A 25654-nucleotide genomic window follows, 5' to 3' on the forward strand; every position below is an offset into this window, starting at 1 on the left:
TTATCGGTGGGTCAGGCGCCGGTGATTGGCACACAGGCGGACCCGGCAAGCAATTGGCAGCGGGGCGACGAGCCCCATCACGCAGTGGACAGAGATAATTCTGACGCAAAAGACAGATATCCGCGAAATCTTCCGACCGGGTCCCTTTCTAGAATCGCCTTCCACCTATCCACCCGGCCCGCCTCATGAACAAGACTCTCCTGGCCCTGCTGCTGCCGCTGGCCCTGATCGCCTGCGGGCAGCCCGGTGACCTGAAATACAACGAGGTGGTGACCTCCGCCTTCCTCTCCAACGTGCAGCGCATCGACCGGGACATGGAAGGCCTGATCAACGGCGATTTCGACCCCGGCCACAACCCAGGCCGCGGGGCGCCGGCAAAGAGCCCCGGCGAGCATATCGCCGAGCTCGAAAGGAACCTGAACCAGGTGCAGCAACTCCCGCACAGCGAGGACGCCGGCCCGTTCGCCAGCAGCCTGTCCCGTTACTACGAACTGCAGATCGGCTACTACCAGCAGCTCAAGCGTTACGCGGAGACCACCGACCAGGCGAACAAGGAGACCCTGGCGCAGAGCCTGGCGACCACCTACCGGAGCTTGCGGGCAATGCCCGAACAGATCTTCGCCGCGCAGAAGCAGTTCCTCGAGCGCACCAGCCGGCTTCACTGAGGGCCCGCGCGGCACGCCGTCGCGCGCTGGTGCGCTTACCGGGCATTGCCTAAGATGGCGAACTCGCCTCTTACGCCAATGGACATCCCCCTCGATGCTGCGCGCGCTCAAAGAAGAAAAATTCCTCCTCCTTGCCCTGCTGGTGGCGATTGCCGTGTACCCGCTGGAGCACAGCCTGCTGGGTGGCGGCAAGATGCTCGCGGGGATCGCCGCCAGCGCGCTGCTGGCGGTGATCATCGGCGTATCCCTGCGCGTGGCGCACCACGCCGAGATTCTTGCGGAGAAGGTCGGCGAGCCCTACGGCACCATGATCCTGACCCTGGCGGCGGTGCTGGTGGAGGTGGTGATCCTGGCGATCATGATGAACCACAACCATTCGCCGACCCTGGCCCGCGACACCATCTACGCCGCGGTGATGCTCGACATGAACGGCATCCTCGGCCTGGCCGCGCTGCTGGGCGGCCTCAAGCACGGCGAGCAGTCGTACAACGACGACTCCGGCAAGACCTACGTGACCATGATCCTCACCGCCGTGGGCATCTCGATGGTGGTGCCGGAGCTGATCCCGGCCGAGCAGTGGAAGCTCTACTCGTTCTTCACCATCGGCTGCATGGTCATGCTCTACGCGCTGTTCCTGCGCATGCAGACCGGCCAGCACAGCTACTTCTTCAGCTACAACTACGCCACCCACGGCGAGCATGGCGAAGGCCACGAGGCTCCCGGCAGCAGCAAGCAATCCATGGCCCTGCTGGTGGTCGGCGTGGTGCTGATCGGCGCGCTGGCGGAGGTGATGTCCAAGGCCCTGGACGTCGGCCTGGAAGGCAGCGGCGTACCGCCCATCGTGCCAGCGCTGCTGGTGGCGGCGATCTCCGCCAGCCCGGAAATCCTCACCGCCCTGCGCGCGGCCATGGCCAACCGCATGCAGCCGGTGGTCAACATCGCCCTGGGCGCGTCGCTGTCCACCGTGATCCTCACCGTGCCGGTGATCGAGGCGCTGGCGCTGTTCAAGGGCCAGCCGATCCAGATGGCGATGACCCCGCTACAGACCGGCATGATGTTCATCACCCTGATGGTCGCCGGCTACAACCTGCACGACGGCAAGACCAACGCCATCGAGGGCATGACCCATTTCGTGCTGTTCGCCACCTTCCTGATGTTGTCGTTCATGGGACTCTGACCATGCTCAAGATCTACCTCGCCGGCCCCGATGTATTCCGACCCGACGCCCTCGCCCAGGGCGAAAAGCTCAAGGCGCTGTGTGCCGAGTTCGAACTGCAGGGCCTCTACCCGCTCGATCACTCGGTGCCTGAAGGCATCGCCAATCCGCCGGAGCAGGCGCTGTGGATCTACCAGGCCAACCTCAACCTGATCGCCGAGGCGGACGTGGTGCTGGCCAATCTCAATCCCTTCCGCGGCGCCGAGCCGGACAGTGGCACGGCCTTCGAGCTGGGCTACGCCGCCGCGCTGGGCAAGCCACTGTTCGGCTACATTGATGAAGGCGGCAGCTGTGCGGAACGCCTGCCCTGCGAGTGGCACGGCGAAGAGCCGGGTCGCGACCGCGACGGCAACCAGATCGAGGGCTTCGGCCTGCCGCTGAACCTGATGCTCGGCGTGCCGGTTCGCATTGCCGTGGGCGGGCCGCGGGAAGCGCTGGAACTGCTACGCGCGGAACTGATGCCCCTGTAGGAGCGGGCCATGCCCGCGATCCGCGCCGCAGGGCGCGCCTGCCGGCCGATCATCAGCAACAAAAAACGCGCCCTGGGGCGCGTTTTTCGTTTCACTCGGCAGGCCGTCAGCGACGCCCTTCGAGCTTGAAGAAGAACACCTTGGTCGCCTGGCGGGCGACGATCCGCCCACCGCTGACGCGTGGCTCGAAGCGCCACTTGTCCATGGCATCGCGCACGGCGTTGTCGAACATGCGCGGCGGCGAGGACTCCAGTACCTGGATGTCGGCGATGCGGCCATCGCTGGTGATGGTGAACAGCACCTTCACCCGGCCTTCGATGCCACGGTTCAGCGCCATGCGCGGGTAGACCGGCGGGTCCATGCGCAGCGGCTTGATGTCGCTGTCGTTGAGGCTGCCGGTGGGCAAGCCGGCCGGGCCCTGGGAACCGGCCGGCGCGGCCTGGGCACCCTGGGTGAACTGGCCGACGGTGGGCGCAGCGGGCGGCGGCGGTGCAGCCGGGGCCGGCGGTGCGACGGCTTCCTCGGCGGGCTCCGGGTCCGGCTCGGGCTTGGGTTTCGGCTTGGGCTTGGGCGATACCTTGGGCACGGCCTTCTCGGGCGGCTTGGGTTTCGGCTTGGGCTTCTCCACCGGCTTGGGCGGCTCGATCGGTTTCGGCGGCTCGGGCTCCGGCGGCGGCGGAGTCGGCGCGGCGGCGGGCGGCTGCTGCACTTCGGGCTTGGGCGGCAGGGTGACGACACTCACCTGCATGGCCTTGGGCATCTCGCCGGCGCCCAGATTCAGTTCGGCCGGCGTGGGCATCACCCAGACCAGCGCCGCGACGATGGCCAGGTGCATGCCGATCGCCAGGCCCGAGGACTTCCACCAGCCACCGGGGGGCGGCGGCTGTTCGCCGTCTTCCACGCCTTCGACCGGCGCGGCGTAGGGAATCAGGACCTCTTCGGGAACCACTTCCTCGTCGCGGCGGGGGCCGGCACAACTGACGAGACGCAGGGTGCCCTCATTGACGCGCTGGGCGTTCACGCTGGGCAAATGGGCGCCGTCATCCGCCGTGGCGGAAGTGAACAGCTGTTCCTCAGCGTCCACGGCAAGACTGGCGTCCGCCGCTTTGCGCGGTTGGGGTAACGACATGAGAAAGCCTGCGGGAAGAGTTCACGAAGCAGTATCTGCTGATAATTATTATCATTCACTCGTTACGCGAGGGCAACCTTCTCTGTCAGGCCGGTGCGATCGCGCAGCGCAAAAGATCGGTCTGCAAGGCCTGTGGATCAAGTTCGGCGGCCAGGATCAGCTCTATCCGGCTGTCCTTGCGCCAGGCACTGGGCGTCCACGGCGCCGGACCAACGGTACGGTTGCAGGCCAGCCAGGCGTCCTCGCCGTGCAGCACCGCCTTGGCCCGCAACAGGCCGGGAAGCCCGGCCAGCCAGGCGTCCAGCTCGGCCGTGCGGAAGCGCCAGTCACGGTGGAAGCGCCATCCGACCGCCTGTCGGCCCTCTTCGACGCGCACCTGACGCAGCGGCGACTCTCGACGCAACAGCATCGCCGGTTCGATGGACGAAGCGCCCTGCGGCAAATCAGCGCCCGTCACTTCAAGCGGCGTACTCGGCAGCTCGCCCAGCAGTAATCGGCCGTGGGTCGTCCAGCGCAACGCCGCCTCCGGCAAGCGCGCCACCAGGGCCGCACGCGCCGCGTCATCCAGCGCTTCGGACTTGTTCATCAGCAGCAGCGCCGTCTCGCCCAGCGCCAGCTGCTGCGCCTCGGGCAAGGGCTGCCCGGCGGCCAGTGCGGCAGCATCGAGCACCATCACCAGCGGCTGCACCGCCAGCACGCCCTGCCAGGGCGCGGCGCGCAGTTGCGCCAGCAGTTGCGCGGGATGGCCGAGGCCGGAGGGCTCGATGAACAGCCGTTGCGGCCTGGCCTTGCGCAGCAGCCGGCCGAGGCCGACCTGGAACGGTGCGCCGTTCACGCAGCACAGACAGCCGCCGGCGACTTCGCCCAGGGCGATGCCGTCGTCGTCACGGGACAACAACGCGGCATCCAGGCCGACCTGGCCGAATTCGTTGACCAGCACGGCCCAGCGCTCACCCGCCGGGCGTTGCCCCAGCAAGTCCTGCAGCAGGCTGGTCTTGCCCGCCCCGAGGGGGCCGGCGATGAGATGAGTCGGGATCTGCTTCAACATTCGCCCATGGTGCCGCCTGACGCTCGCCGGGAAAAGCGCTAGAGTCGCGGCTCTCTCTCGCCAACCCCGGATCGATCATGCGCCTGTTGCTGCCTCTCGCCCTCGCCTGCCTGCCCCTGCTCGCCCACGGCGAGGCCTGCGTGGTGCACACCCAGGGCAAGGATGTCGACGTGAAGGTCTGTCAGCAGAACCGCACCATCCCGGAAAAACTCTTCCGCGAGGGTTTCTGCCAGCCGCAGCTCAAGGACCAGAAGGTCGAGGTGACCTACGCCGAGAATTGCCCCAGCGGCGCCTTCGGTGTCTGCGAGAACGCCCAGACCCAGGGCGTGCCCTATCGCCAGGACATCCACTACTACGGCGTGGCCAGCGACGCGCGCGTCCTCCAGCCCTTCTGCGAACAACAGAGCAACGGCCACTGGCGCAAACCGCAGTAACGGTCATCGCCCTGTCACACGACTCGGGCTTACTGACGTCGGGTACCTCACACCCTCCCGGCACCCCACGCCGGACATGATCTTGGTGAATTGGGCCGCTCTCCCCGGGCGGCCCATTTTTTTGCCCGCGCGAAACCTCAGCCGAGCCAGTCGAGCGTGAGCAGCAGGCGTCGCTCACCCGGCGCCGGCAGCGGCGAGCGGTGGACGATGCCGCCGCCGAGATTGCCGGCCCATTTCTCGCCCTTGAACAGCCCCACGTCGCCGGCGGCCATCTCGCGGATCTCGGCCCGGCTGACCGGTTCGGCTGCCGCATCGCCCAGCCGTGCGCGGGCCATGGCCCACTCCTCCAGCCATTGGCTGGCGGGGCCCGAGTAGGTCGTGACCAGGCGCAGCGGCACGTGATCGACGTGGAAGCGCGGACACATGGCCTTGTCCAGGCTGCGCAGGCGCAGGCCGATGCGCTGCGCACCGGTCAGACAGGCGAAGGCTTCGGCCAGCCATTGCAGGTCGCTGCGAAACAGCGTGCAGCCGTCGAGCATGGCGTACTGGCGCAGCAGGTCGCCCAGTTCGACGCGCTCATCGACCACCTCGAGGCTCTGCGTCAGGTCCAGCGCCTGGGTCCCCAGCCAGCCGGCGAAGCTGCTGATTTCCGGGTACAGCGTGCGTTGCCAGACGGCCAGGTTGACGTCTTCCTTGAGCACTTCGGCGAGCACCTGCGGATCGTCGCTGAGCACCTGGCGCGGCCAGACGGGGGTTTCGAGGGCGAGCATCAGGCGCCGGCCTCCCAGGGTTCGAAGGGATCGGGCAGGCGTTTCCAGGCGGTGGTGCCGGCGGCCATTTCTTCTTCGTCGAGCAGGCAGTCGTCCAGTTCGGCGAACAGCTGCGGGAAGTCCAGGTTCTGGCCGATGAACACCAGTTCCTGGCGGCAATCGCCGCTGTCTTCGCGCCAGTGGCGCAGCACGCCCTGCAGCTCGGTGGTGTCCTGCGGCCAGTGCTCGCGCGGGACGAAGCGCCACCAGCGCCCGGCCAGGCCGTGACGCATCAGGCCGCCGGCCTGGGACCAGCTGCCGGCCTCGCGGTAGCGGCTGGCGAGCCAGAAGAAGCCCTTGGAGCGCAGCAGCCGGCCGTTGCTCCAGGGCCGGGCGAGGAAGTCGTGGAAGCGCTGCGGGTGGAAGGGCCGGCGCGCCCGGTAGACATCCGAGGAGATGCCATAGGCCTCGGTCTCCGGCAGGTGCTCGCCGCGCAGTTCCTTGAGCCAGCCCGGCGCCCGCTCGGCGCGCTGGAAGTCGAAGCGGCCGGTGTCGAGGATGCTCGTTAGCGGCACCTGGCCCATGACCATGGGCTGGATGTCGGCGTCCGGGTTGAGCCGGCGCAGGATCGCCAGCAACTCGTCGCGCTCGGCGCTGCCGATCAGGTCGATCTTGCTCACCAGGATCACGTCCGCGAACTCCACCTGCTCCACCAGCAGGTCGCTGAGTGAGCGCTCGTCGTCCTCGCCGAGGGTTTCACCACGCTCGGCGAGGCTGTCGGCGCCCTGGTAGTCAGCGAGGAAGTTCAGCCCGTCGACCACCGTGACCAGCGTGTCCAGCCGCGCCAGGTCGGACAGGCTGCGGCCCTGCTCGTCGCGGAAGGTGAAGGTCTCGGCCACCGGCAGCGGTTCGGAGATACCGGTGGACTCGATCAGCAGGTAGTCGAAGCGACCTTCGCTGGCGAGGCGGCTGACCTCTTCCAGCAGGTCCTCGCGCAGGGTGCAGCAGATGCAGCCGTTGCTCATCTCCACCAGGCGCTCCTGGCCACGGTTGAGGCTGACATCGCGCTGCACCTCGCGGCCGTCGATGTTGATTTCGCTCATGTCGTTGACGATGACCGCGACCTTGAGGCTCTCGCGGTTCTTCAGCACATGGTTGAGCAGCGTGCTCTTGCCGGCGCCAAGGAAGCCGGACAGGACGGTGACGGGGAGTGGGGCGTTCACGGGGATCATCTCCAGGGAATTCAGGCTTCGCGGACGTGCAGTTCGCGCCGTTCCTGGCGCTCCTTGGCCTCGATGCACAGCGAGGCGGTGGGGCGCAGCAGCAGGCGGCGCAGACCGATCGGTTCGCCGGTTTCCTCGCACCAGCCGTAATCGCCCCGGGCCAGGCGCTCCAGCGCCTGGTCGATCTTGTCGAGCAGCTTCTTCTCGCGCTCCAGCAAGCGCAGTTGCCACTGGCGCGACTCCTCGCGGCTGGCGACATCGGCTTCGTCGCTGGCCCGCTCGGTGTCCTGCAGAGCCTGGAACTCCTCCTCGATGCGCCCTTGCAGTTCGTCGCGCTGGTCCAGCAGCAGTGCGCGGAAATAGCCCTGTTGCGCCTCGCTCATGTAGGCCTCGCCGGGCTGGGCGAGCAGTTCCTGTTCGGTCATGACCGTCTCCGGAAGGGAGTGATCTTTTATGTTATATTATAACAATGCACGCTCGACAATAGCCTGCCGACGTGCGATATCGACGCTTCGCTCCACCCATCTGCCGAGACCCTCGATGCTGCGCCGCGCCCTGCTGCTCTGCCTGTTCGCTCCCTTCGCCCACGCCGGCGGGTCCGCGCCACTGCCTTTCCCCGGCGAGGAACCGGCGCGCTGCGCCTGGTCGGCTTCGGTGCTGGCCTGCATGGACGATTCGGGAAATCTCTACAGCGTCGCCACCCAGGGCCACGACACCTACCTGCGCGGTTTCGAGGCGAGCAGCGGACGACGTTGGGCGCAGACCGGCACGCGCTACGGCAGGCTGACCTTCTTCAGCGGGGTGACCAGCGATGGCCAGGTGTGGGTCGGCACCAGCCGCGGGATCGGCTGGACCAACATCAGCCGCTTCAGCAGCTCCACGGGTGACAGTGCGCGCCTGACCTGCGGCCGGGTCAGCGGTTGCAAGCAGCACGAACGCTGACGAGCCCATTGCGGGATCGGCGGGAAGCAAATACGTTATATTATAACAATTTCCGACTGTGACCCGCCCATGACCGCCCTGCTCCCCGATATCGCCTGCCAATCGACCCGCCTGCCCATCCCGCTCGACTGGGTCGGCATGCAAGGCATCGCCGTGCCGCTGCGTATCGCTGGCGAGCGCGTTGCCGCCTATGCCGACGCCGGCGTCAGCCTCGACGAAGCCGACGCGCGCGGCATCCACATGTCGCGGCTGTACCTGGCGCTGGAGGCGCTGGCGGATGCGGAGCTTTCACCGGCGCTGCTGCGTGACCTGCTCAGGCAGTTCCTCAGGAGCCACGCGCAGCTTTCCCGGCGCGCCAGCCTGACGCTGCGTTTCGAACTGCTGCTGCGACGCCCGGCGCTGGTCAGCCCACTGAGCGGCTGGAAGCGCTACGCCTGCGAGATCCACGCGCAGCTGGAGGACGATGCGCTGCATCTGGAGTTGCACCTGAATCTGCCCTACTCCTCGACCTGCCCGTGCTCGGCGGCGCTGGCGCGCCAGCTGATCCAGGAGCGCTTCGACGCCGACTTCGCCGACCGCCCGCTGAAGGCCAGCGAGGTCCGCGCCTGGCTCGGCAGCCCGCAGGGCATAGTCGCCACGCCGCACAGCCAGCGCAGCGAGGCACAGCTGAACCTGCGACTCGACCCGACCGCACCGGCATTCGCTTTCAGCGAGCTGATCGACCACGCCGAAGACGCCCTCGGCACCGCCGTGCAGACGGCAGTCAAGCGCGCCGACGAACAGGCCTTCGCCCTGGCCAATGGGCAGAACCTGATGTTCTGCGAGGATGCCGCACGCCGGCTGCACCGGGCGCTGTTGCAGCGCGAAGAGGTGTCAGGCTTCGAGGTGCGCGTGGTGCATGCGGAAAGCCTGCACGCCCACGATGCGGTGGCGGTGAGCCGCTGGGTGCGCGACTAGGCGCCGAGGTCGAGCGCCAGGCGAATCTGGTCGCGGCACTGGATGCCGTTCTCGTAGATCGGCTCGGGGTAATGCCGCACGAAGTGATCCGGCTCGATGCCGACGATGCGGAAGCCCAGGCGCTGGTACAGGCCGAGCTGGGCCAGGCTGGAGTTGCCGGTGGCGATGATCAGACGCTGCAGGCCTGCCTCGCGCGCCTGCTCGATGGCCGCCAGCAGCAGGCGGCGGCCCAGGCCGCGCTCCTGCCATTCGTCTTCGACCGCGAGGCTGGTGATCTCGGCGACGCCGGACTCGCGGGGAGTCAGCGTCAGCACACCGCGCACGGAATCCGCCTCGTTCAGCGCCAGCAGGCGGGAATCGGGCAGGTAGCTCTCGATCTGTTCGCGGCTGGGGTCGGCCTTGAGCAACAGGGACCAGGGCGCCTGCGCGGGCGAGAGTTCGACGAGGGACAGGTCCGGGAAGAAATTCACCATGATTCATCTACCAAAGAGTCAGTGGGGAAAGGCGGTTTAGCCTCCCCGGCCCCCCGATGCAAGCCTTTTGCTGCGCGCCGTAAAGACATCGGGCCCGGCAAGCCGGGCCCGATGGCACGCCACGAACAGGCTCAGGCGTAGAGGTCGCGGCGGCTCCAGGGCACTTCGTGGCCGCCGTCGGTATGCGGCTTGCTGGCGAGAATCTGGTGCAGGTTGATCCAGCCCTTCTTGAAGCCGTAGGCACAACCGGCCAGATACAGGCGCCAGATGCGCAGGGCCTGGTCGGGCACCAGTTTTGCCGCCTCGGCCAGCCTGGCCTCGAGGCTGTTGCTCCAGAAGTCCAGGGTGCGCGCGTAGTGCAGGCGCAGCCCTTCGACGTCGACCACTTCGAGCCCCGCCTCGCTCATGCGGGCGACGGCCAGCGACAGGTGCGGCAGCTCGCCGTGGGGGAACACGTAGCGGTCGATGAAGTCACCCGCGCCGCGCCCGACCGGGCGGCCGTCGGTGTTGCTGGAGGTGATGCCGTGGTTCATCACCAGCCCGCCCGGCCGCACCGCGTCGTACAGGTGCTGGAAGTAGAGGCCCAGGTTGGCGTGGCCGACGTGTTCGAACATGCCGACGCTGACCACCTTGTCGTAGCGGCCATCGCGCGGCAGGTCACGGTAGTCGCGCAACTCCAGGGTCACCTTGCCTTCCAGTCCTTCCGCCTTGACCCGCTCGCGGCCGAGCCTGAGCTGCTCCTCGCTGAGGGTGATGCCGTGCACCTGTGCGCCGAACTCCCGCGCCGCCAGGCGCGCCAGCCCGCCCCAGCCGCAGCCGACGTCGAGCAGCTTCTCGCCCGGTTTCAGGCGCAGCTTGCGGCACAGGTGACGCAGCTTGGCGAGCTGGGCGCTGGCCAGGTTTTCGTTGCCGGTCTCGTAGTAGGCGCAGGAGTACACCATCTCCGGGTCGAGCCAGAGCTGGTAGAACGCGTTGGACAGGTCGTAGTGGTAATGGATGGCTTCGGCGTCGGTGGCCTTGTCGTGGCTTTCGCGCACGTAGTCGGCATCGTCGTCGTCATCACCCAGCGCGGCGCTCAGGGCGTCGGCCGTGGCGATCACTTCCTGAATCGGCCCCTCGATGTCCATGCGGCCCTCCACGTAGGCGCGACCGAGGATATCGAGGCTGGGATGGGTGATCTCGGTCAGCAGCGTGGAATCGCGGACAACCAGAGTTACCTGCGGGTCGGGGCCGAGATCGAAGACCTGGGCCTCGCCGATGCGGATACGCAGCGGCAACTGCAGGGACAGCAACTCAGAGGGCAGATTGGCTTTCATGCAAACCTCCTGGTCACAGGGCTGAAGAACTATAGACCAGCACTTCCATAGTCTTCGCCTATGGCCTGGCCCGCGGAAAACTATCGGGCGCCGACCGCAGCGGTGGACCTGCCGATTCCTTTGCTGTGGAGCGCCCCCCAGCGGGAGGCGTTCCAAAAGAATTCACAGGCCCCGTGCACGAAAGACCCTGCACGAAACAATAGTTCGCTACGCAAGCGTAGCAGCCACTTCGCCACCTATCGTTGCCAAGCCTGAGATAGAGCCTTTCCTGCCCGGTAACGATGATACCGATGTGACAGATCGTCACTCCATTGCACTACACTGTGGCCCCCTCCGCGCGCCTTCCGACCGGAGGGCCTCTGCCGTCCAAGGGGGCTGTCTTGACTACCTTCTCCGCGCCTCGCCCGGCGGTCCGCACCGTGCTGGTGGGGCTGATGCTGGCGATCTTCCTCGGTGCGCTCGACCAGACCATCGTCGCCGTTTCCCTCCCGGCGATCTCCGCAGGCTTCGGCGATTTCGACCTGCTGGCCTGGGTCATCTCCGGCTACATGGTGGCGATGACCATCTCCATGCCGATCTACGGCAAGCTCGGCGACCTCTACGGCCGCCGCGTGCTGATGCTCTTCGCCATCGGCCTGTTCACCGTCGCCTCGCTGCTCTGCGGCGCCGCCCAGAGCATGGAGCAGCTGGTGCTCGCCCGCGTCCTGCAGGGCATCGGCGCCGGCGGCATGATGTCGGTGAGCCAGGCGATCATCGGTGACATCGTCCCGCCGCGCGAACGCGGCCGCTACCAGGGCTACTTCAGCAGCATGTACGCAGTGGCGAGCATCGCCGGCCCGGTGCTGGGCGGGCTGCTCACCGAGTACCTGTCGTGGCGCTGGGTGTTCCTGATCAACCTGCCGGTGGGCCTGGTCGCCCTCGCGGTGTCGCGCCGGACCCTGCGCGGCCTGCCGGTGCCGGGACGCAAGCCGGTGATCGACTACCTCGGCACGATGCTGATGATCGCAGGCCTGGGCAGCCTGCTGCTGGCGATCACCGAGGTCGGCCAGGGCGCGCGCTGGAACGACCCACAGATGCTCGCGCTGTTCGTCGCCGCCGTGGTGCTGATCGCCCTGTTCGTGCTGCAGGAGCGCCGCGCGCCGGAACCCCTGGTGCCGATGCACCTGTTCGGTATTCGCGCAGCCACCCTGAGCTGGCTGATCAGCTTCTTCGCCAGCTTCCAGGTCATCTCGCTGTCGGTGCTGGTGCCGCTGCGCTTCCAGTCGGTGACCGGCGCGGGCGCGGACAGCGCCGCACTGCACCTGCTGCCGCTGGCCATGGGCGTGCCGATCGGCGCGTACTGCTGCGGCCGTCTCACCGCGATCATCGGCCGCTACAAGCCGCAGATCGTCGGTGGCGCGCTGCTGATGCCGCTGGCAATTGCCGGCCTGGCGCTGACGCCGCCGAGCGCGTACTTCATCTCGGGCGTCTGCATGCTGCTCACCGGCATTGCCGCCGGCACGCAGTTCCCCACCAGCCTGGTAGCGGCGCAGAGCGCGGTGGAGACGAAACACCTGGGCGTGGCGACCAGCAACATCACGCTGTTCCGCTCACTGGGCGGAGCGGTGGGGATCGCGCTGATGTCCGCGCTGCTGCTGGCGATGCTGCAGCCGCTGGCGGGCTCGGCGGGTCATGGTCTGTCGACCAGCGCACTGCTGGCCAGCCTCAGCGGAGCCGGCCACGAGGCGCAGCGGCTCACGCTGGATGGGGTATTCGGGCACCTGTTCCTGATCAACGCAGGCTTCGGCGCCCTCGCCCTGCTGATCGCCCTGTCGCTGCCCGACCACGCCCTGCGCGGCCGGGGCAACGACTAGCGCCGCCGGCGCAGGTCAGTCCTCGTCGTTGAGGTAGCTGACCTTGCGCAGGTCCGGCAGCAGCAGGCAGACCACCAGCGCCACGCCGCACATGACCGAAACGTAGATATAGAACACCTCTTCCATGCCCATGGTCTTCAGGCCCAGCGCGGCGTATTCGGCGGAGCCGCCGAAGATCGCGTTGCCCACCGCGTAGGACAGGCCAACACCCAGGGCGCGAATCTGCGGCGGGAACATCTCCGCCTTGATCAGGCCGCTGATCGAGGTGTACAGGCTGACGATGGCCATGGCCGCGATGATCAGCACGAAGGCCAGGTACGGGCTGCTCACCGCCTTCAGCGCGGAAAGGATCGGCCAGGTGAAGATCAGCCCGAGAGCGCCGAACCAGAGCATCGAGGTCTTGCGGCCGATGCGGTCGGACAGTGCGCCGAACAGCGGCTGCATGCACATGTAGCAGAACAGCGCGAAGGTCATCACGCCGCTGGCCACCTTCGGGTCCATGCCGGCGGTGTTCACCAGGTATTTCTGCATGTAGGTGGTGAAGGTGTAGAAGATCAGCGAGCCGCCGGCGGTGAAGCCGAGCACGGTGAAGAAGGCGCGCTTGTGGTGGGTGAACAGTTCGGAGAGGGTGCCCGATTCCTTGCGGTTGAGGTTCGACTCCTTGGCCGTCTCGTGCAGCGAACGACGCAGGTAGAAGGCGATCACCGCAGTGATCGCGCCGACCACGAAGGGAATCCGCCAGCCCCATTCCTTCAGCTCGTCGGTGGTCAGCAGTTGCTGCAGGACCACCACCACCAGCACGGCCAGCAGCTGGCCGCCGATCAGGGTCACGTACTGGAAGGAAGCGAAGAAGCCGCGCTGGCCCTTGAGCGCCACTTCGCTCATGTAGGTCGCGCTGGTGCCGTACTCGCCTCCCACGGAAAGGCCCTGGAACAGCCGCGCCAGCAGCAGCAGCGCCGGCGCCGCGACGCCGATGGTGGCGTAGGTCGGCATCACCGCAATCGCCAGCGAGCCGCCGCACATCATCAGCACCGAGATCATCATCGCGGTCTTGCGGCCCTTCTTGTCGGCGATGCGGCCGAACAGCCAGCCGCCGATCGGACGCATCAGGAAGCCCGCGGCGAATACCCCGGCGGTGTTGAGCAGCTGCACCGTCGGATCGTCCGAGGGGAAGAAGGCGTGGGCGAAGTACAGAGCGGTGAAGGCGTAGACGTAGAAGTCGAACCACTCCACCAGGTTGCCCGACGAGGCGCCGACGATGGCGAGGATGCGCGAGCGACGCTCGTGGGCGGAGTATTGCGGTACGGCAGGTGTGTTCATGGGGATTCTCTTGTCAGTTGGAACAGCGTCCCGTCTTGATGGACGGAAATCCTTCTGCCGTCCGTGCCCGAGCGTCGCTCCAGGAGCGGAGTTTTCCCGGACACAATCAGAAACAGTATAGACACCTCCGATAGCCGGCTAACGAAATCCGCGGTCCCGACCGGCCCTTTTGGTTCGAATATCGGACACTTGCGAACGCGCGTTTGTCGTTTCCGATTGACCGGCCACTAGCCAGCTTCTATCGTTGGCGCGCTCCCCGCCCTGCGGGAGACTTGTCAGGTACCCCTCGCAGGGCCGGAGCCCGACCTTGTCCACAAGACAAGGTCGATTTCCATTCCCCTCGTGTAGCGGCCTCTGCCGCCTGGCCTCGGTGCCCCGTCCACACCCCCGGACGTGCAGGCACCGGGGGAATGTTGATCCGTCCCCTCGCCTTTCCCCCTGAATTTCCACGCCCTGAAACGAAAAAAGGCCCCCGAAGGGACCTTTCTCGTCACGCACGTCTGAACGCTTATCGGCTTATTCCACCGTCACGGCTTATTCCACGGTGACCGATTTGGCCAGGTTGCGCGGCTGGTCGACGTCGGTGCCCTTGAGCACGGCGACGTAGTAGGACAGCAGCTGCAGCGGCACGGTGTAGAGGATCGGTGCCAGGCAGTCGTGGATTGCCGGCATGCCCACCACGTGGGTGCCCTCGCCATTGGCGATGCCGCTGCCGCCTTCGGCGAAGACCACCAGCTCACCGCCACGGGCGCGGACTTCCTGCAGGTTGGACTTGAGCTTCTCCAGCAGTTCGTTGTTCGGCGCCACGGTGACCACCGGCATGTCGGCGTCGACCAGCGCCAGCGGGCCGTGCTTGAGCTCGCCGGCCGGGTAGGCCTCGGCGTGGATGTAGGAGATCTCCTTGAGCTTCAGCGCGCCTTCCATCGCCACCGGGTACTGCGCGCCACGGCCGAGGAACAGGGTGTGGTGCTTCTCGGCGAACAGCTCGCTGACCTTCTCCACCACTTTGTCCATCGCCAGGGCTTCTTCCAGATGGGTCGGCAGGCGGCGCAGCTCGCTCACCAGCTCGGCCTCGACGCCGTCGTTCAGGCGGTTCTGCACCTGGCCGATGCCCAGGGTCAGCAACAGCAGGGCGACCAGCTGGGTGGTGAAGGCCTTGGTGGAGGCCACGCCGATTTCCGGGCCGGCGTTGGTCAGCAGGGTCATGTCCGACTCGCGCACCAGCGAGCTGGTGGCGACGTTGCAGATGGCCAGGCTCGACAGGAAGCCCAGTTCCTTGGCGTAGCGCAGCGCGGCCAGGGTGTCGGCGGTTTCGCCGGACTGGGAGATGGTGACGAACAGGGAATCCGGGTGCACCGCAACCTTGCGGTAGCGGAACTCGCTGGCGACTTCAACCTGGCAGGGGATGCCGGTCAGGCTTTCCAGCCAGTAACGGGCGACCATGCCGGCGTGGTAGCTGGTGCCGCAGGCGACGATCTGCACGGTGCGCACCTTGGCCAGCAGCTCGCGGGCCTGCGGGCCGAAGTTGTCCACCAGTACCTGCTGGGCGCCCAGGCGGCCTTCCAGGGTGCGCTGTACCACGGCGGGCTGCTCGTGAATCTCCTTGAGCATGAAGTGGCGGTAGCCGCCCTTGTCGGCCGCCTCGGCGCCTTCGTGGTAGCGCACTTCCTCGCGCTGCACCGGGTTGCCCTTCACGTCCCACAGCTGCAGGCCGTCGCGACGGATTTCGGCGATGTCGCCTTCTTCCAGGTAGATGAAGCGGTCAGTGACCTGGCGCAGCGCCAGCTGGTCGGAAGCGAGGAAGTTCTCGCCATGCCCCAGGCCCACCACCAGCGGGCTGCCGCTGCGTGCGGCGAGGATGCGGTCGGGTTGCTTGCTGCTGATCACCGCCAGGCCATAGGCACCGTGCAGTTCCTTGACCACCGCCTTGAGCGCGACGCTCAGGTCGCCCAGCTCACCCAGGCGCAGGTGCAGCAGGTGGGCGATGACCTCGGTGTCGGTCTGTGAGGTGAACTCGTAGCCGCGCGCCTTGAGCATTTCACGCAGGGGCTCGAAGTTCTCGATGATGCCGTTGTGCACCACCGCCACCTCGCCATGGGAAAAGTGCGGGTGGGCGTTGGCCTCGGTGGGCGCGCCGTGGGTGGCCCAGCGGGTGTGGGCGATGCCCAGGCGACCGAGCAGCGGCTGCTCGGTAATGGCCTGTTCGAGACTGGAAACCTTGCCGGCGCGGCGGCGGCGATCCAGCGCACCGCTATTGTCGATCACCGCCACACCGGCGCTGTCGTAGCCACGGTATTCCAGGCGCTTGAGGCCTTCGACGAGGATCGGGGTGATATTGCGCTCGGCGATGGCGCCTACGATTCCACACATGGCTTGGCTCTCCTGTCAGTCTTCGCAGCGCGCGCGGATCACTTTCACGCCGCGCGCCTGGATCAGTTCGAACGCTTCATCGCTCAGGCGTTCGTCGGTAATCAGGGTCTGGACGCTGCTCCACGGCAGCTCCAGGTTGGGAATGCGCCGGCCCAGCTTGTCAGCCTCGGCCATGACGATCACCTCGCGGGCGACCTCGGCCATGACCCGGCTCAGGCCCAGCAGTTCGTTGAAGGTCGTCGTGCCTCGCTCCAGGTCGAGCCCGGTGGCGCCGATGAACAGCTGATCGAAATCGTAGGAGCGCAGCACCTGTTCGGCCACCTGGCCCTGGAACGACTCCGAGTGCGGGTCCCAGGTGCCGCCGGTCATCAGCAGCACCGGTTCGCGCTCCAGCTCGCGCAGGGCATTGGCCACGCTCAGGGAATTGGTCATCACCACCAGGCCGGGCTTGCGGCCCAGCTCCGGGATCAACGCGGCGGTGGTGCTGCCGCTGTCGATGATTATCCGCGCATGCTCGCGGATGCAGGCCGCCGCGGCACGGCCGATGGCCTGCTTGTAGCGCGACAGCGGCTGGCTCGGCTCGGCGATCAGCTCATGGGGCATCGGCACCGCGCCACCGTAGCGACGCAGCAGCAGGCCGTTGCCTTCCAGGGCGGCCAGGTCCTTGCGGATAGTCACCTCGGAGGTGGCGAAGCGGCGCGCGAGATCGTCCACGCTGACTTCGCCCTGTTCGGCGAGCAGCGCCAGGATGTCGTGGCGGCGTTGAGGTGTGTTGCGTTTCGACATGAACGATCAAGTTTCGATTCGAAAGATAAGTGTGCGAATCAAAACCTATGTTCTTTCGTTCGTCAAGAATTTCCGGTGTGATTGAAATCTCTTTCTGTAGGAGCGCGACATGCGCGCGATCGCGGGCATGGCCCGCTCCTACAGGGAAAGAATCGCGCTCAGTCGACTTCCAGGCGATTGCGCCCGCCGCGCTTGGCACGGTACAGCGCCTGGTCGGCGCGCTCGAACACGGCTTCGGCGCGCTCGCCTTCGCGGAACGCCGTCAGGCCCGCCGAGCAGGTGATGCTCAGGCGTTCGCCCTTGAAGTGGAACGGGCAGGCTTCGATGGCGCCGCGCAGCACGTCGAGCAGTTGCTGTCCGCCGTCCAGCGGCGTGGCGGGCAGCAGCACGACGAACTCCTCGCCGCCGTAGCGGGCGATGAAATCGGTCTTGCGCACGCGCTTGGCCAGTTCGTTGGCGATGATCTTCAGCACCTTGTCACCGGCAAGGTGGCCGAAGTCGTCGTTGATGCGCTTGAAGTGGTCGACATCGAGCACCGCCAGCAGCAGGTCGCCGCCGTAGCGCTCCCAGCGCGAGACCTCCAGCTCCAGCCGCTCGCTCAGCGCGGCGCGGTTGGGCAGGCCGGTCAGGGCATCGGTCATGGCCTTCTGGCGCTGGTCCTCGATGTTCGCCTGGAAGGTGCGGGCCTCCTCTTCCATGCTGGTGACGCGGGTCACCAGCGACTGGATGCGCTCGCCCACCTCTCGCTCACGGACTTCGCGCTCCTCGCGGAAGCGGTCCATGGTGCCGACCAGGCCCTGCAGGCGCGACTCGACATTGCGCTTGAGGCCCTCAAGGTCGGTGGCTTCGAGCACGCTTTCCTTCAGGCCGCTGACCTGTTCACGCAGGGTATCGTCAAGGTCGCGGGCGCTGGAGCTGGAGCCGCTGTGATTCTCCTGGACCGCCTGCAGGCCGTCGAGGAAGGTGCCCAGGCGTTCGTTGAGCTGGTGCAGGTAGCCTTCGAACTCGCGCTGGCCGCTGTCGTTGAGCGACAGCACCAGGACGCCCAGGTCGTCCAGCACCGGCACCAGTTCGTACCAGTTGAGGCTGCCATGGATGCGCGAGCGCAGCTCCTCGGCCTGGATCTGCTGGGCGGCCGGCAGGTGCATCTCGTCCAGCAGGCGCAGCAGGCTCGCCTCGATGTGTGGCGCCACAGCGCTGTAACCGGGCTCCGGGCGCGGCGGCAGGGCGTAGGGATCGTTGGCCTGGCGCGCGTCTTCCGGCGTGCCGAACAGGCCGGGCGGCACCGGCAGGCTGTCGAGCAGCTTGGAATCGTCGCGGGCGACAGACTCCGCCACGCGCGCCGGGACCAGCACTTCCGCCATGGCGACAGCTTCGCCCGGCGCGGCCGGGGACAGTGCGGCGACGGGCTCTGGCGCAGAGGCCGTGGCAAGGGCGCCGGCCCGCTCCATGACGGGCTCGGCAACCGCCTCAGCGACCACCGACGCGGCAGGTGCAGGTGCAGGTGCAGGTGCAGCAGGTTGCCCGACGGCGGGCACAGGTTCATCCACCACTACTTCGTCGAAGGGCGCTGCCTCTGCCGTTGCGGCGGGCGCAGTGGGCAGCGATTCCGGCAAGTCTGCGTCGTCGTTGTCCCGGCTGCCGAACAGCCGTTGAAGGAAGCCGGGGCGCTGCTCGCCGCCACCATTGCCGAAATGATCCAGCACCTGGCGCTGCAGGCGGCTCAGTTCGGCCAGCAGGGCCGGCAGTTCACGGGAAGAGCTGCCACGGCTGGGAATGTCCTTGGCCAGGCGCTTGAGTGGCTTGCGTACGTCACCCGGCATGTCCAGGGACAGCAGTTGCTGCGACAGCTGGCCCAGCGCGGCGATGTTCTGCTCGACGCGCTGCTGGCGGCGCTGCTCGGAGTCGAGCACGGCCTTTTCCAGCTGCGGGATCAGGCGCGACAGGCCGGCGTCCATCTCGTCGCGGCGCAATACCTCGCGCAGCTCCTTCATGCACGCGTCCACCGCCTTGTCGCTGCCTTCGGCGGCGAGGCTGCTGCGCACCAGGCCGCGACGCAGCAGGTCGAGGCGGGCATCCCAGCGGCGTTCGAGCTTCTCCTGCTGCTCGAGGTTGTCCAGGTACTTCTGTTTCCAGCGTTGGTCGTCGTCGCGACTCATTCAGGGGCCTCGCCGCGCAAGACGAGCGACGAGGACGAACGCAGGGCATCCGGCAGGCGGATTTCCACAGCCACGGGCAGGTGGTCGGAAATCGGGTGCGGGAGGACACTGACGCGTTCCAGCGCCAGCTCGGAACTGAGCAGGATGTGGTCCAGGCAGCGCTGTGGGCGCCAGCTGGGGAAAGTGGCCTCGACCTGCGGGGCGATGAGCTGGAGGTCGCGCAGCGGCGAGCTTTCCAGCAGGTCGGTGGCATGGGTGTTCATGTCGCCCATCAACACGTGGTGGCGGTAGTCCTGCAGCAGCTCGCGGATGTAGGCGAGCTGGCGGGTGCGGGTCCGCGCGCCGAGGGCCAGGTGCATCATCACCACGGCCAGCGCGTCACGGCCTTCGCCGAAGCGCATGAGGATCGCGCCGCGTCCGGGCGGGCCGGGCAACGGGTGGTCTTCCAGGGCGGTGGGCTGCAGGCGGCTGAGCAGGCCGTTGCTGTGCTGGGCGATGCGCCCGAGATTGCGGTTGAGCTGCTGGTACCAGTAGGGGAAGGCGCCGAGCTGGGCCAGGTGTTCGACCTGGTTGATGTTGCCGGAGCGGATGCTGCCGCCGTCGGCTTCCTGCAGGGCGACCACATCGTAGTCGTGGAGCAGTTCGCCGATGCGCTGCAGGTTGCTGGCGCGCCCGGCGGCCGGCAGCAGGTGCTGCCAGCCGCGGGTCAGGTAGTGGCGGTACCTTTCGGTACTGATCCCTACCTGGATGTTGAAGCTGAGCAGGCGGAGCCGGCCGTCGTCGGGCAGGCCGGCGGGTGTCCCATGGGCGGCATTCACCCGCGGGACGCAGGCCCCCGCGACACGATCACGAGTCCGCCGGCGCAGCATCGTCGTCGGACCTTACTGAGCGGCCTTGGCGCTGGCGCGTTCCTTGGCGATCAGCTGGTCAGCCAGCTGCAGCGCCTCGTCCGGGCCACCGGCCGAGCCGATGTCGAAGCGGTACTTGCCATTGACCACCAGGGTCGGCACGCCGCTGATCTGGTAGGCCATCGCCAGTTTCTTGGCCTTTTCGATCTGGCCCTTGATGGCGAAGGAGTTGTAGGTGCTCAGGAACTTGTCCTTGTCCACGCCCTGTTCGGCGACGAAGTCAGCCATTTCTTCCGGGGTGGTCAGGGCTTTCGGGTTGTTGTGCAGCTTCTCGAAGATCGAGTGGTGCACCTTCTTCTCCACGCCCATGGATTCCAGGGTCAGGAACAGCTGGCCGTGGATGTTCCACAGGCCGCCGAACATGGCCGGAATGCGCACGAAGTGAACGTCGGCCGGCAGCTTCTCGACCCACGGGTTGATGGTCGGTTCGAACGCGTAGCAATGCGGGCAGCCGTACCAGAACAGCTCCACCACCTCGATCTTGCCGGGCTGGGAGACCGGGACGGCCTGGTTCAGCTCGGTGTAGTTCTTGCCCGCTTCGAAGTCGGCGGCGTTCGCGTTGACGGCGAACAGGCCGGCGAAGGCAAGAGCGGCGGTGAAAATCAGGTTACGCATGGTTCACTCCTTGGCTGAGCGGAACCGCCACGCTGCACGCGGCGGGATGAAGCGGTTTGACCGGAGGGGCCAGACACGGTTCCAGCATTGTAGTGGGGGCGGATGCAAAAAAGGGCGGCCTGAGCCACCCTTTTTTTCGAAGCAGATTTTCGATCTGGCGTTTCCGCCACAAGGGCTGCTTAGTGCAGGCCTTCGATGTAGCTGGAGATCGCGGCGATGTCCTTGTTGGACAGCTTGGCGGCGATGCTGCGCATGATCATGGCGTCGCCGTCGTTGGTGCGCTCGCCTTCGCGGAAGGCGGTCAGCTGCTTGGCGGTGTAGGCCGCGTGCTGGCCACCCAGGTGCGGGAAGCCGGCTTCGGCGTTGCCCTGACCAGCCGGGTTGTGGCAACCGGTGCAGGCCGGCATGCCTTCGGCGAGCTTGCCGCCGCGGAACAGGGCTTCACCCTGGGCGACCAGCTTGGGATCGGCTGCGCCGACGCTGGGGTTCTGGCTGGAGAAGTAGGCGGCGATGTCTGCCAGGTCCTCATCGCTGAGGTTGGTCAGCAGGCCGGTCATTTCCAGCACGGTCCGCTTGCCGTCCTTGATGTCGTGCATCTGCTTGAGCAGGTAACGCTCACCCTGCCCGGCCAGTTTCGGGAAGTTGGGCGCCATGCTGTTGCCATCGGCGCCGTGGCAGGCACCACAGACAGCAGCTTTCGCCTGACCGGCCTTGGCATCGCCAGCGGCGTTCGCCACACCGACAAGACCCAGGGTCAACAGCAGACTCACGATCAATTTGTTCATCAGCTAATCCAATAACGGCTAAGGGTGAAAGAGTAAGGCCTGGGAGTTACTTCGACATCCACTGGATAATTGTCTGGTAATCCTCGGCGCTGCAGTCGGTGCACAGGCCGCGAGGCGGCATCGCGTTGAAACCGTTGGTCACATGTTGCACCAGCGTGTCCATGCCCTTGTCCAGGCGTGGCTTCCAAGCGGCGGCGTCGCCCTTTTTCGGCGCCATTGGCAACTGACCATTGTGGCAGGCGCCACAAGCTCTGTTGAAAACGGCTTCCGGATCCTGGGCCGCCAGGGCGCTGGATGCCAGCGCGGCAACGATGGCTGCGAACAGCAGTTTCTTCATGATTATCCTCATCGCAGGGAACATCCGCGTTCTTGATTGCGCGGACTCCAACGTTCCCGTGTGGCTCGACCCTGGGGGATAAAGCGCACACAAAATCCGCGGCATTATATACTTCAGATGCCCAAACGGAAACGAAACCGCCCCCCGCGACACCGCGTCGCACCCGCTGCGAAGTTACCCATGTCCTCAAATAACGCTACGAAAAACCCGATTCTCGGCCTCTGCCAACAGGCCACTTTCCTCATTTCCGCCGCCAAGGTGAACCAGTGCCCGGAAGACTCCGGCCTGGAAGTCGCCTTCGCCGGCCGCTCCAACGCGGGCAAGTCCAGCGCGCTGAACGCGCTGACCCACGCGAACCTGGCGCGGACCTCCAAGACCCCCGGCCGCACCCAGTTGCTGAACTTCTTCCGCCTGGATGACGAACGCCGCCTGGTCGACCTGCCCGGCTACGGCTACGCCAAGGTGCCGATCCCGCTGAAGCTGCACTGGCAGCAGCACCTGGAAGCTTATCTCTCCAGCCGCAATGCGCTAGCCGGCGTGGTGCTGATGATGGATATCCGCCACCCGCTGACCGATTTCGACCGCCTGATGCTCGACTGGGCGCAGGCCAGCCAGCTGCCGATCCACGTGCTGCTGACCAAGGCCGACAAGCTGGCCTACGGCGCGGCGAAGAACGCGCTGCTCAAGACCCGCAAGGAAATCCTCGACGGCTGGGGCGATGTCGCCACCCTGCAGCTGTTCTCGGCACCCAAGCGCCAGGGCGTGGAGGAGGCGCAGCTGGTCCTGGCCGGTTGGCTGGGGCTGCTGGACGAGGAAGAAGAGGAGGCCGGCGAGGAGGCCTGAGGCCAAATCGCAGGCAAAAAAAACCCCGAGCTTCGTATGGGGAGGGGGAAGTTCGGGGTTTAAGTCCGGACCGCTAGGGCGGGGTCCAGTAATCTGCCAACACTAAACACTGCAAAGGAGCATCGAAGGGCTTCACCAGCCATTCACGAGTTCTGACTCGGCTCCGCGCGGGAAAGTTCAGCGGGTCACAAAAGATTTTTTCAGGCCGCCCCCGAAGGGCTTGAACAATCGTGCCAGAAGGCCCGGCTGGCGGGCCTTGTGACCGTTCGTCCAGTCGTCAGTGCGCCTCGTCCCAGTTCGCCCCGACACCGGCTTCGACGACCAGCGGTACATCCAGTTCCGCCGCACCGCTCATCAGTGGCCGAATGCCATCGCGGACCTGATCCACCAGGTCCTCGCGCACTTCCAGGACCAGTTCGTCGTGTACCTGGAGGATGACGCGGGCATCGATGCCGCTTTCCTGCAGCCAGTTATCCACAGCCACCATGGCGCGCTTCATGATGTCCGCGGCCGTTCCCTGCATCGGTGCGTTGATCGCGGTGCGTTCGGCGGCCTTGCGCATGGCGCCGTTCTTCGAGGCGATTTCCGGCAGGTACAGGCGACGACCAAACAGGGTTTCGACGAAGCCCTGCTCGGCGGCCTGGGCGCGGGTGCGTTCCATGTAGGCCAGCACGCCCGGGTAGCGGGCGAAATAGCGGTCGATGTAGGCCTGGGCCTCCTTGCGCTCGACGCCGATCTGCTTGGCCAGGCCGAAGGCGCTCATGCCGTAGATCAGGCCGAAGTTGATCGCCTTGGCGCTGCGGCGCTGGTCGGAGGTGACCTCTTCCAGCGGCACGCCGAAGACTTCGGCGGCAGTGGCGCGGTGCACGTCGCGGTCATGGCGGAAGGCGTCCAGCAGGCCTTCGTCCTTGGCCAGGTGCGCCATGATGCGCAGTTCGATCTGCGAGTAGTCCGCCGCCAGCAGCTGGTAGCCCTTGGGCGCGACGAAGGCCTGGCGGATGCGCCGGCCTTCGGCGGTACGGATCGGGATGTTCTGCAGGTTCGGGTCGCTGGAGGACAGCCGGCCGGTCGCCGCCACCGCCTGGTGGTAGCTGGTGTGGATGCGCCCGGTGCGCGGGTTGATCTGCTCCGGCAGCTTGTCGGTGTAGGTGCTCTTGAGCTTGCTCAGGGAGCGGTACTGCATGATCACCTTGGGCAGCTCGTAATCCTGCTCGGCCAGCTCGGCGAGGACGGCCTCGGCAGTGGACGGCTGGCCGGTGGCGGTCTTGGACAGCACCGGCAGGCCGAGCTTTTCATAAAGGATGGCGCCCAGCTGCTTGGGCGAGCCGAGGTTGAACTCTTCACCCGCCAGCTCAAAGGCCTGGCGCTGCAGCTCGACCATCTTCTCGCCCAGTTCGACGCTCTGCTTGCCCAGCAGGTTGGCATCGACCAGCGCGCCGTTGCGCTCGATGCGCGCCAGTACCGGCACCAGCGGCATCTCGATCTCGGTGAGCACCTTGGCCAGGGACGGGATGGCTTCCAGCTTCTGCCACAGGGTCTGGTGCAGGCGCAGGGTCACGTCGGCGTCTTCGGCGGCGTAGGGACCGGCCTGCTCCAGGGCGATCTGGTCGAAGGTCAGCTGCTTGGCGCCCTTGCCGGCGATGTCCTCGAAGCGGATGGTGCTATGGCCGAGGTACTTGAGCGCCAGGCTGTCCATGTCGTGGCGGGTCGCGGTGGAGTCCAGCACGTAGGATTCGAGCATGGTGTCGTAGGCGATACCCTGCACGGCGATGGGCGTCGAGGCGTTGGCCAGGACGTTCATGTCGTACTTGGCGTGCTGGCCGACCTTGCGCTTCTTCGGGTCTTCCAGCAGCAGCTTGAGGGCCTTGAGCACGGCGTCGCGGTCCAGCTGCGCCGGCACACCCATGTAGCTGTGGGCCAGCGGCACATAGGCGGCTTCGCCTTCTTTGACTGCGAAGGAAACACCCACCACCTGCGCCTGCTGCGGGTCGAGGCTGGTGGTCTCGGTGTCGAAGGCGATCAGCTCGGCGGCTTCCAGCTTCTTCAGCCAGGCGTCGAACTGGGGTTGCTCCAGAACGATCTCGTAGAGCTTCTCGGCCGCGGCAGCCGGGGCCTCTTCCAGCGCCAGCTGCGGGCTGCCGGCCTTGGCCGCCTGGCGTTGCAGATCATCCAGCCCGGTCTTGAATTCCAGGGTGCGATACAGCTCGGTCAGGGCCTCGCGGTCCGGCTCGCCGGGGTGCAGGGCTTCGATCTCGACGTTCAGTTCAACATCGCACTTGATGGTGGCGAGCTGGTAGGACAGGTAAGCCATGTCCTTGTGCTCTTCGAGCTTGGCCGGCAGGCCCTTGGCGCCGCGGATCGGCAGTTCGGGCACCTTGTTCAGGCTGGCGTAGAGCACATCGAGGCCGCCACCGACGCCGGTGAGCAGGCCGAGGGCGGTCTTCTCGCCGACACCGGGCACGCCGGGAATGTTGTCGACCTTGTCGCCCATCAGTGCCAGGTAATCGATGATCAGCTCAGGACCGACACCGAATTTCTCCTTAACGCCATCCACATCGAGCACGCTACCGGTCATCGTGTTGACCAGCGTAATGTGCCCGTCGACCAGCTGCGCCATGTCCTTGTCGCCGGTGGAGATCACCACCGCCCGACCGCCAGCCGCGCTCTGCCGGGCCAGGGTGCCGATCACGTCGTCCGCTTCCACCCCTTCCACGCAGAGCAGGGGCAGGCCGAGGGCGCGCACGGTGGCGTGCAGCGGCTCCACCTGCACGCGCAGGTCGTCCGGCATCGAGGGGCGATTGGCCTTGTACTCGGCGAACATCTCATCGCGGAAGGTCCCGCCCTTGGCATCGAAGACCACCGCGAAGGGGCTGTCCGGGTACTGCTTGCGCAGGCTCTTGAGCATGTTCAGCACGCCCTTCACCGCTCCCGTGGGCATGCCGCTGGAGGTCATCAGCGGCGGCAGGGCATGGAAAGCGCGATACAGGTAGGACGAGCCGTCCACGAGGACGAGGGGTGCTTGGCTCATGAGGGGAATCAACCTTTTCAGAAGGGCT

Annotated in this window: 23 protein-coding genes and 2 pseudogenes; 9 read left to right on the forward strand and 16 right to left on the reverse strand. The window is 66.5% G+C overall.

Features of this window, described 5'->3' with window-relative positions; genetic code table 11:
* The first annotated feature begins 185 nt into the window (after window positions 1–185).
* From IB273_RS28360 to IB273_RS28370, 4 genes and pseudogenes are all read left to right on the forward strand, one after another.
* Window positions 186–665: a hypothetical protein gene (locus tag IB273_RS28360; protein WP_192225562.1), complete on the forward strand. Its 480-nt coding sequence runs from the start codon at window positions 186–188 to the stop codon at window positions 663–665.
* A 94-nt stretch (window positions 666–759) separates the two neighbouring features.
* Window positions 760–1347, forward strand: a pseudogene (locus IB273_RS32040) (calcium:proton antiporter); the annotation flags it as partial.
* Between the two features lie 60 nt (window positions 1348–1407).
* Window positions 1408–1842 (forward strand): annotated as a pseudogene (locus IB273_RS32045) (calcium:proton antiporter); the annotation flags it as partial.
* Window positions 1843–1844: 2 nt separating this feature from the next.
* Window positions 1845–2351, forward strand: a complete 507-nt coding sequence (locus IB273_RS28370; RefSeq protein ID WP_192225563.1) for a nucleoside 2-deoxyribosyltransferase — start codon at window positions 1845–1847, stop codon at window positions 2349–2351.
* A 106-nt stretch (window positions 2352–2457) separates the two neighbouring features.
* On the opposite strand, the gene IB273_RS28375 is transcribed toward IB273_RS28370, so the two are convergent.
* Both IB273_RS28375 and IB273_RS28380 read right to left on the reverse strand, forming a co-directional pair.
* Entirely contained in the window at window positions 2458–3480 is a 1023-nt protein-coding gene (locus tag IB273_RS28375) for an energy transducer TonB (RefSeq protein ID WP_192225564.1), read from the reverse strand.
* Window positions 3481–3565: 85 nt separating this feature from the next.
* A complete protein-coding gene (locus IB273_RS28380) occupies window positions 3566–4528 on the reverse strand; it encodes a CobW family GTP-binding protein (RefSeq protein ID WP_192225565.1) in 963 nt (320 codons plus the stop codon).
* A 77-nt stretch (window positions 4529–4605) separates the two neighbouring features.
* Here IB273_RS28380 and IB273_RS28385 point away from each other — a divergent pair, with 77 nt between their 5' ends.
* Window positions 4606–4962 (forward strand): NADH:ubiquinone oxidoreductase, encoded by a 357-nt coding sequence (locus IB273_RS28385; protein WP_192210449.1) that lies wholly within the window; start codon window positions 4606–4608, stop codon window positions 4960–4962.
* 137 nt (window positions 4963–5099) lie between these two features.
* Here the strand turns inward: IB273_RS28385 and IB273_RS28390 are convergent, their stop codons facing one another.
* Genes IB273_RS28390 through dksA form a run of 3 tightly spaced genes read right to left on the reverse strand, consistent with a single transcriptional unit; the run spans window position 5100 to window position 7359 of the window.
* Window positions 5100–5732: a DUF1826 domain-containing protein gene (locus IB273_RS28390; protein WP_151188959.1), complete on the reverse strand. Its 633-nt coding sequence runs from the start codon at window positions 5730–5732 to the stop codon at window positions 5100–5102.
* Complete coding sequence (zigA, locus tag IB273_RS28395) at window positions 5732–6934, reverse strand: zinc metallochaperone GTPase ZigA (RefSeq protein WP_192225566.1); 1203 nt, start codon at window positions 6932–6934, stop codon at window positions 5732–5734. The genes IB273_RS28390 and zigA overlap by 1 nt, the downstream gene beginning before the upstream one ends.
* A 20-nt stretch (window positions 6935–6954) precedes the next feature.
* Window positions 6955–7359, reverse strand: coding sequence for an RNA polymerase-binding protein DksA (gene dksA / locus IB273_RS28400; protein WP_081518815.1), 405 nt, complete (start codon window positions 7357–7359; stop codon window positions 6955–6957).
* A gap of 115 nt (window positions 7360–7474) precedes the next feature.
* On the opposite strand from dksA, the gene IB273_RS28405 reads away from it, so the two are divergent.
* Window positions 7475–7876, forward strand: coding sequence for a hypothetical protein (locus tag IB273_RS28405; RefSeq protein WP_192225567.1), 402 nt, complete (start codon window positions 7475–7477; stop codon window positions 7874–7876).
* Window positions 7877–7945: 69 nt separating this feature from the next.
* Window positions 7946–8833 (forward strand): GTP cyclohydrolase FolE2, encoded by an 888-nt coding sequence (gene folE2 / locus IB273_RS28410; RefSeq protein WP_081518817.1) that lies wholly within the window; start codon window positions 7946–7948, stop codon window positions 8831–8833.
* Here the strand turns inward: folE2 and IB273_RS28415 are convergent.
* Both IB273_RS28415 and cfaB read right to left on the reverse strand, forming a co-directional pair.
* A complete protein-coding gene (locus IB273_RS28415; RefSeq protein WP_192225568.1) occupies window positions 8830–9306 on the reverse strand; it encodes a GNAT family N-acetyltransferase in 477 nt (158 codons plus the stop codon). The genes folE2 and IB273_RS28415 overlap by 4 nt on opposite strands.
* Window positions 9307–9437: 131 nt before the next feature.
* Complete coding sequence (gene cfaB, locus IB273_RS28420; protein WP_192225569.1) at window positions 9438–10622, reverse strand: C17 cyclopropane fatty acid synthase CfaB; 1185 nt, start codon at window positions 10620–10622, stop codon at window positions 9438–9440.
* Window positions 10623–11002: 380 nt separating this feature from the next.
* Here cfaB and IB273_RS28425 point away from each other — a divergent pair, with 380 nt between their 5' ends.
* Window positions 11003–12475 carry an MDR family MFS transporter gene (locus tag IB273_RS28425; RefSeq protein WP_263866276.1) on the forward strand — a complete coding sequence of 491 codons (1473 nt, stop codon included), beginning with the start codon at window positions 11003–11005 and terminating at the stop codon, window positions 12473–12475.
* A 15-nt stretch (window positions 12476–12490) separates the two neighbouring features.
* On the opposite strand, the gene IB273_RS28430 is transcribed toward IB273_RS28425, so the two are convergent.
* The 8 genes from IB273_RS28430 to IB273_RS28465 form a co-directional block, all read right to left on the reverse strand.
* Window positions 12491–13795, reverse strand: a complete 1305-nt coding sequence (locus tag IB273_RS28430) for an MFS family transporter (RefSeq protein WP_138213292.1) — start codon at window positions 13793–13795, stop codon at window positions 12491–12493.
* 534 nt (window positions 13796–14329) lie between these two features.
* On the reverse strand, window positions 14330–16165 hold the full coding sequence (gene glmS, locus IB273_RS28435; RefSeq protein WP_192225570.1) for a glutamine--fructose-6-phosphate transaminase (isomerizing): 1836 nt from the start codon (window positions 16163–16165) through the stop codon (window positions 14330–14332).
* Between the two features lie 15 nt (window positions 16166–16180).
* Entirely contained in the window at window positions 16181–16951 is a 771-nt protein-coding gene (locus tag IB273_RS28440; RefSeq protein ID WP_081518822.1) for a DeoR/GlpR family DNA-binding transcription regulator, read from the reverse strand.
* Between the two features lie 158 nt (window positions 16952–17109).
* The gene (locus tag IB273_RS28445) at window positions 17110–19110 is read right to left on the reverse strand and encodes a GGDEF domain-containing protein (RefSeq protein WP_192225571.1); all 2001 of its coding nucleotides are present in this window, start codon (window positions 19108–19110) and stop codon (window positions 17110–17112) included.
* Complete coding sequence (locus IB273_RS28450; protein ID WP_192225572.1) at window positions 19107–19979, reverse strand: endonuclease/exonuclease/phosphatase family protein; 873 nt, start codon at window positions 19977–19979, stop codon at window positions 19107–19109. Before IB273_RS28450 ends, IB273_RS28445 begins: the two co-directional genes overlap by 4 nt.
* A 12-nt stretch (window positions 19980–19991) precedes the next feature.
* Window positions 19992–20633, reverse strand: a complete 642-nt coding sequence (locus IB273_RS28455; RefSeq protein WP_192225573.1) for a thiol:disulfide interchange protein DsbA/DsbL — start codon at window positions 20631–20633, stop codon at window positions 19992–19994.
* A 179-nt stretch (window positions 20634–20812) separates the two neighbouring features.
* Complete coding sequence (locus IB273_RS28460; RefSeq protein WP_081518826.1) at window positions 20813–21418, reverse strand: c-type cytochrome; 606 nt, start codon at window positions 21416–21418, stop codon at window positions 20813–20815.
* A gap of 46 nt (window positions 21419–21464) precedes the next feature.
* A complete protein-coding gene (locus IB273_RS28465) occupies window positions 21465–21755 on the reverse strand; it encodes a c-type cytochrome (RefSeq protein ID WP_017521244.1) in 291 nt (96 codons plus the stop codon).
* 180 nt (window positions 21756–21935) lie between these two features.
* Here IB273_RS28465 and yihA point away from each other — a divergent pair, with 180 nt between their 5' ends.
* Window positions 21936–22598, forward strand: coding sequence for a ribosome biogenesis GTP-binding protein YihA/YsxC (gene yihA / locus IB273_RS28470; protein ID WP_045213409.1), 663 nt, complete (start codon window positions 21936–21938; stop codon window positions 22596–22598).
* A gap of 277 nt (window positions 22599–22875) precedes the next feature.
* Here the strand turns inward: yihA and polA are convergent, their stop codons facing one another.
* Window positions 22876–25626, reverse strand: coding sequence for a DNA polymerase I (polA, locus tag IB273_RS28475; RefSeq protein ID WP_192225574.1), 2751 nt, complete (start codon window positions 25624–25626; stop codon window positions 22876–22878).
* Window positions 25627–25654 lie beyond the last annotated feature (28 nt).

Source organism: Pseudomonas sp. PDM19, from assembly GCF_014852215.1.
Lineage (GTDB): Bacteria > Pseudomonadota > Gammaproteobacteria > Pseudomonadales > Pseudomonadaceae > Pseudomonas.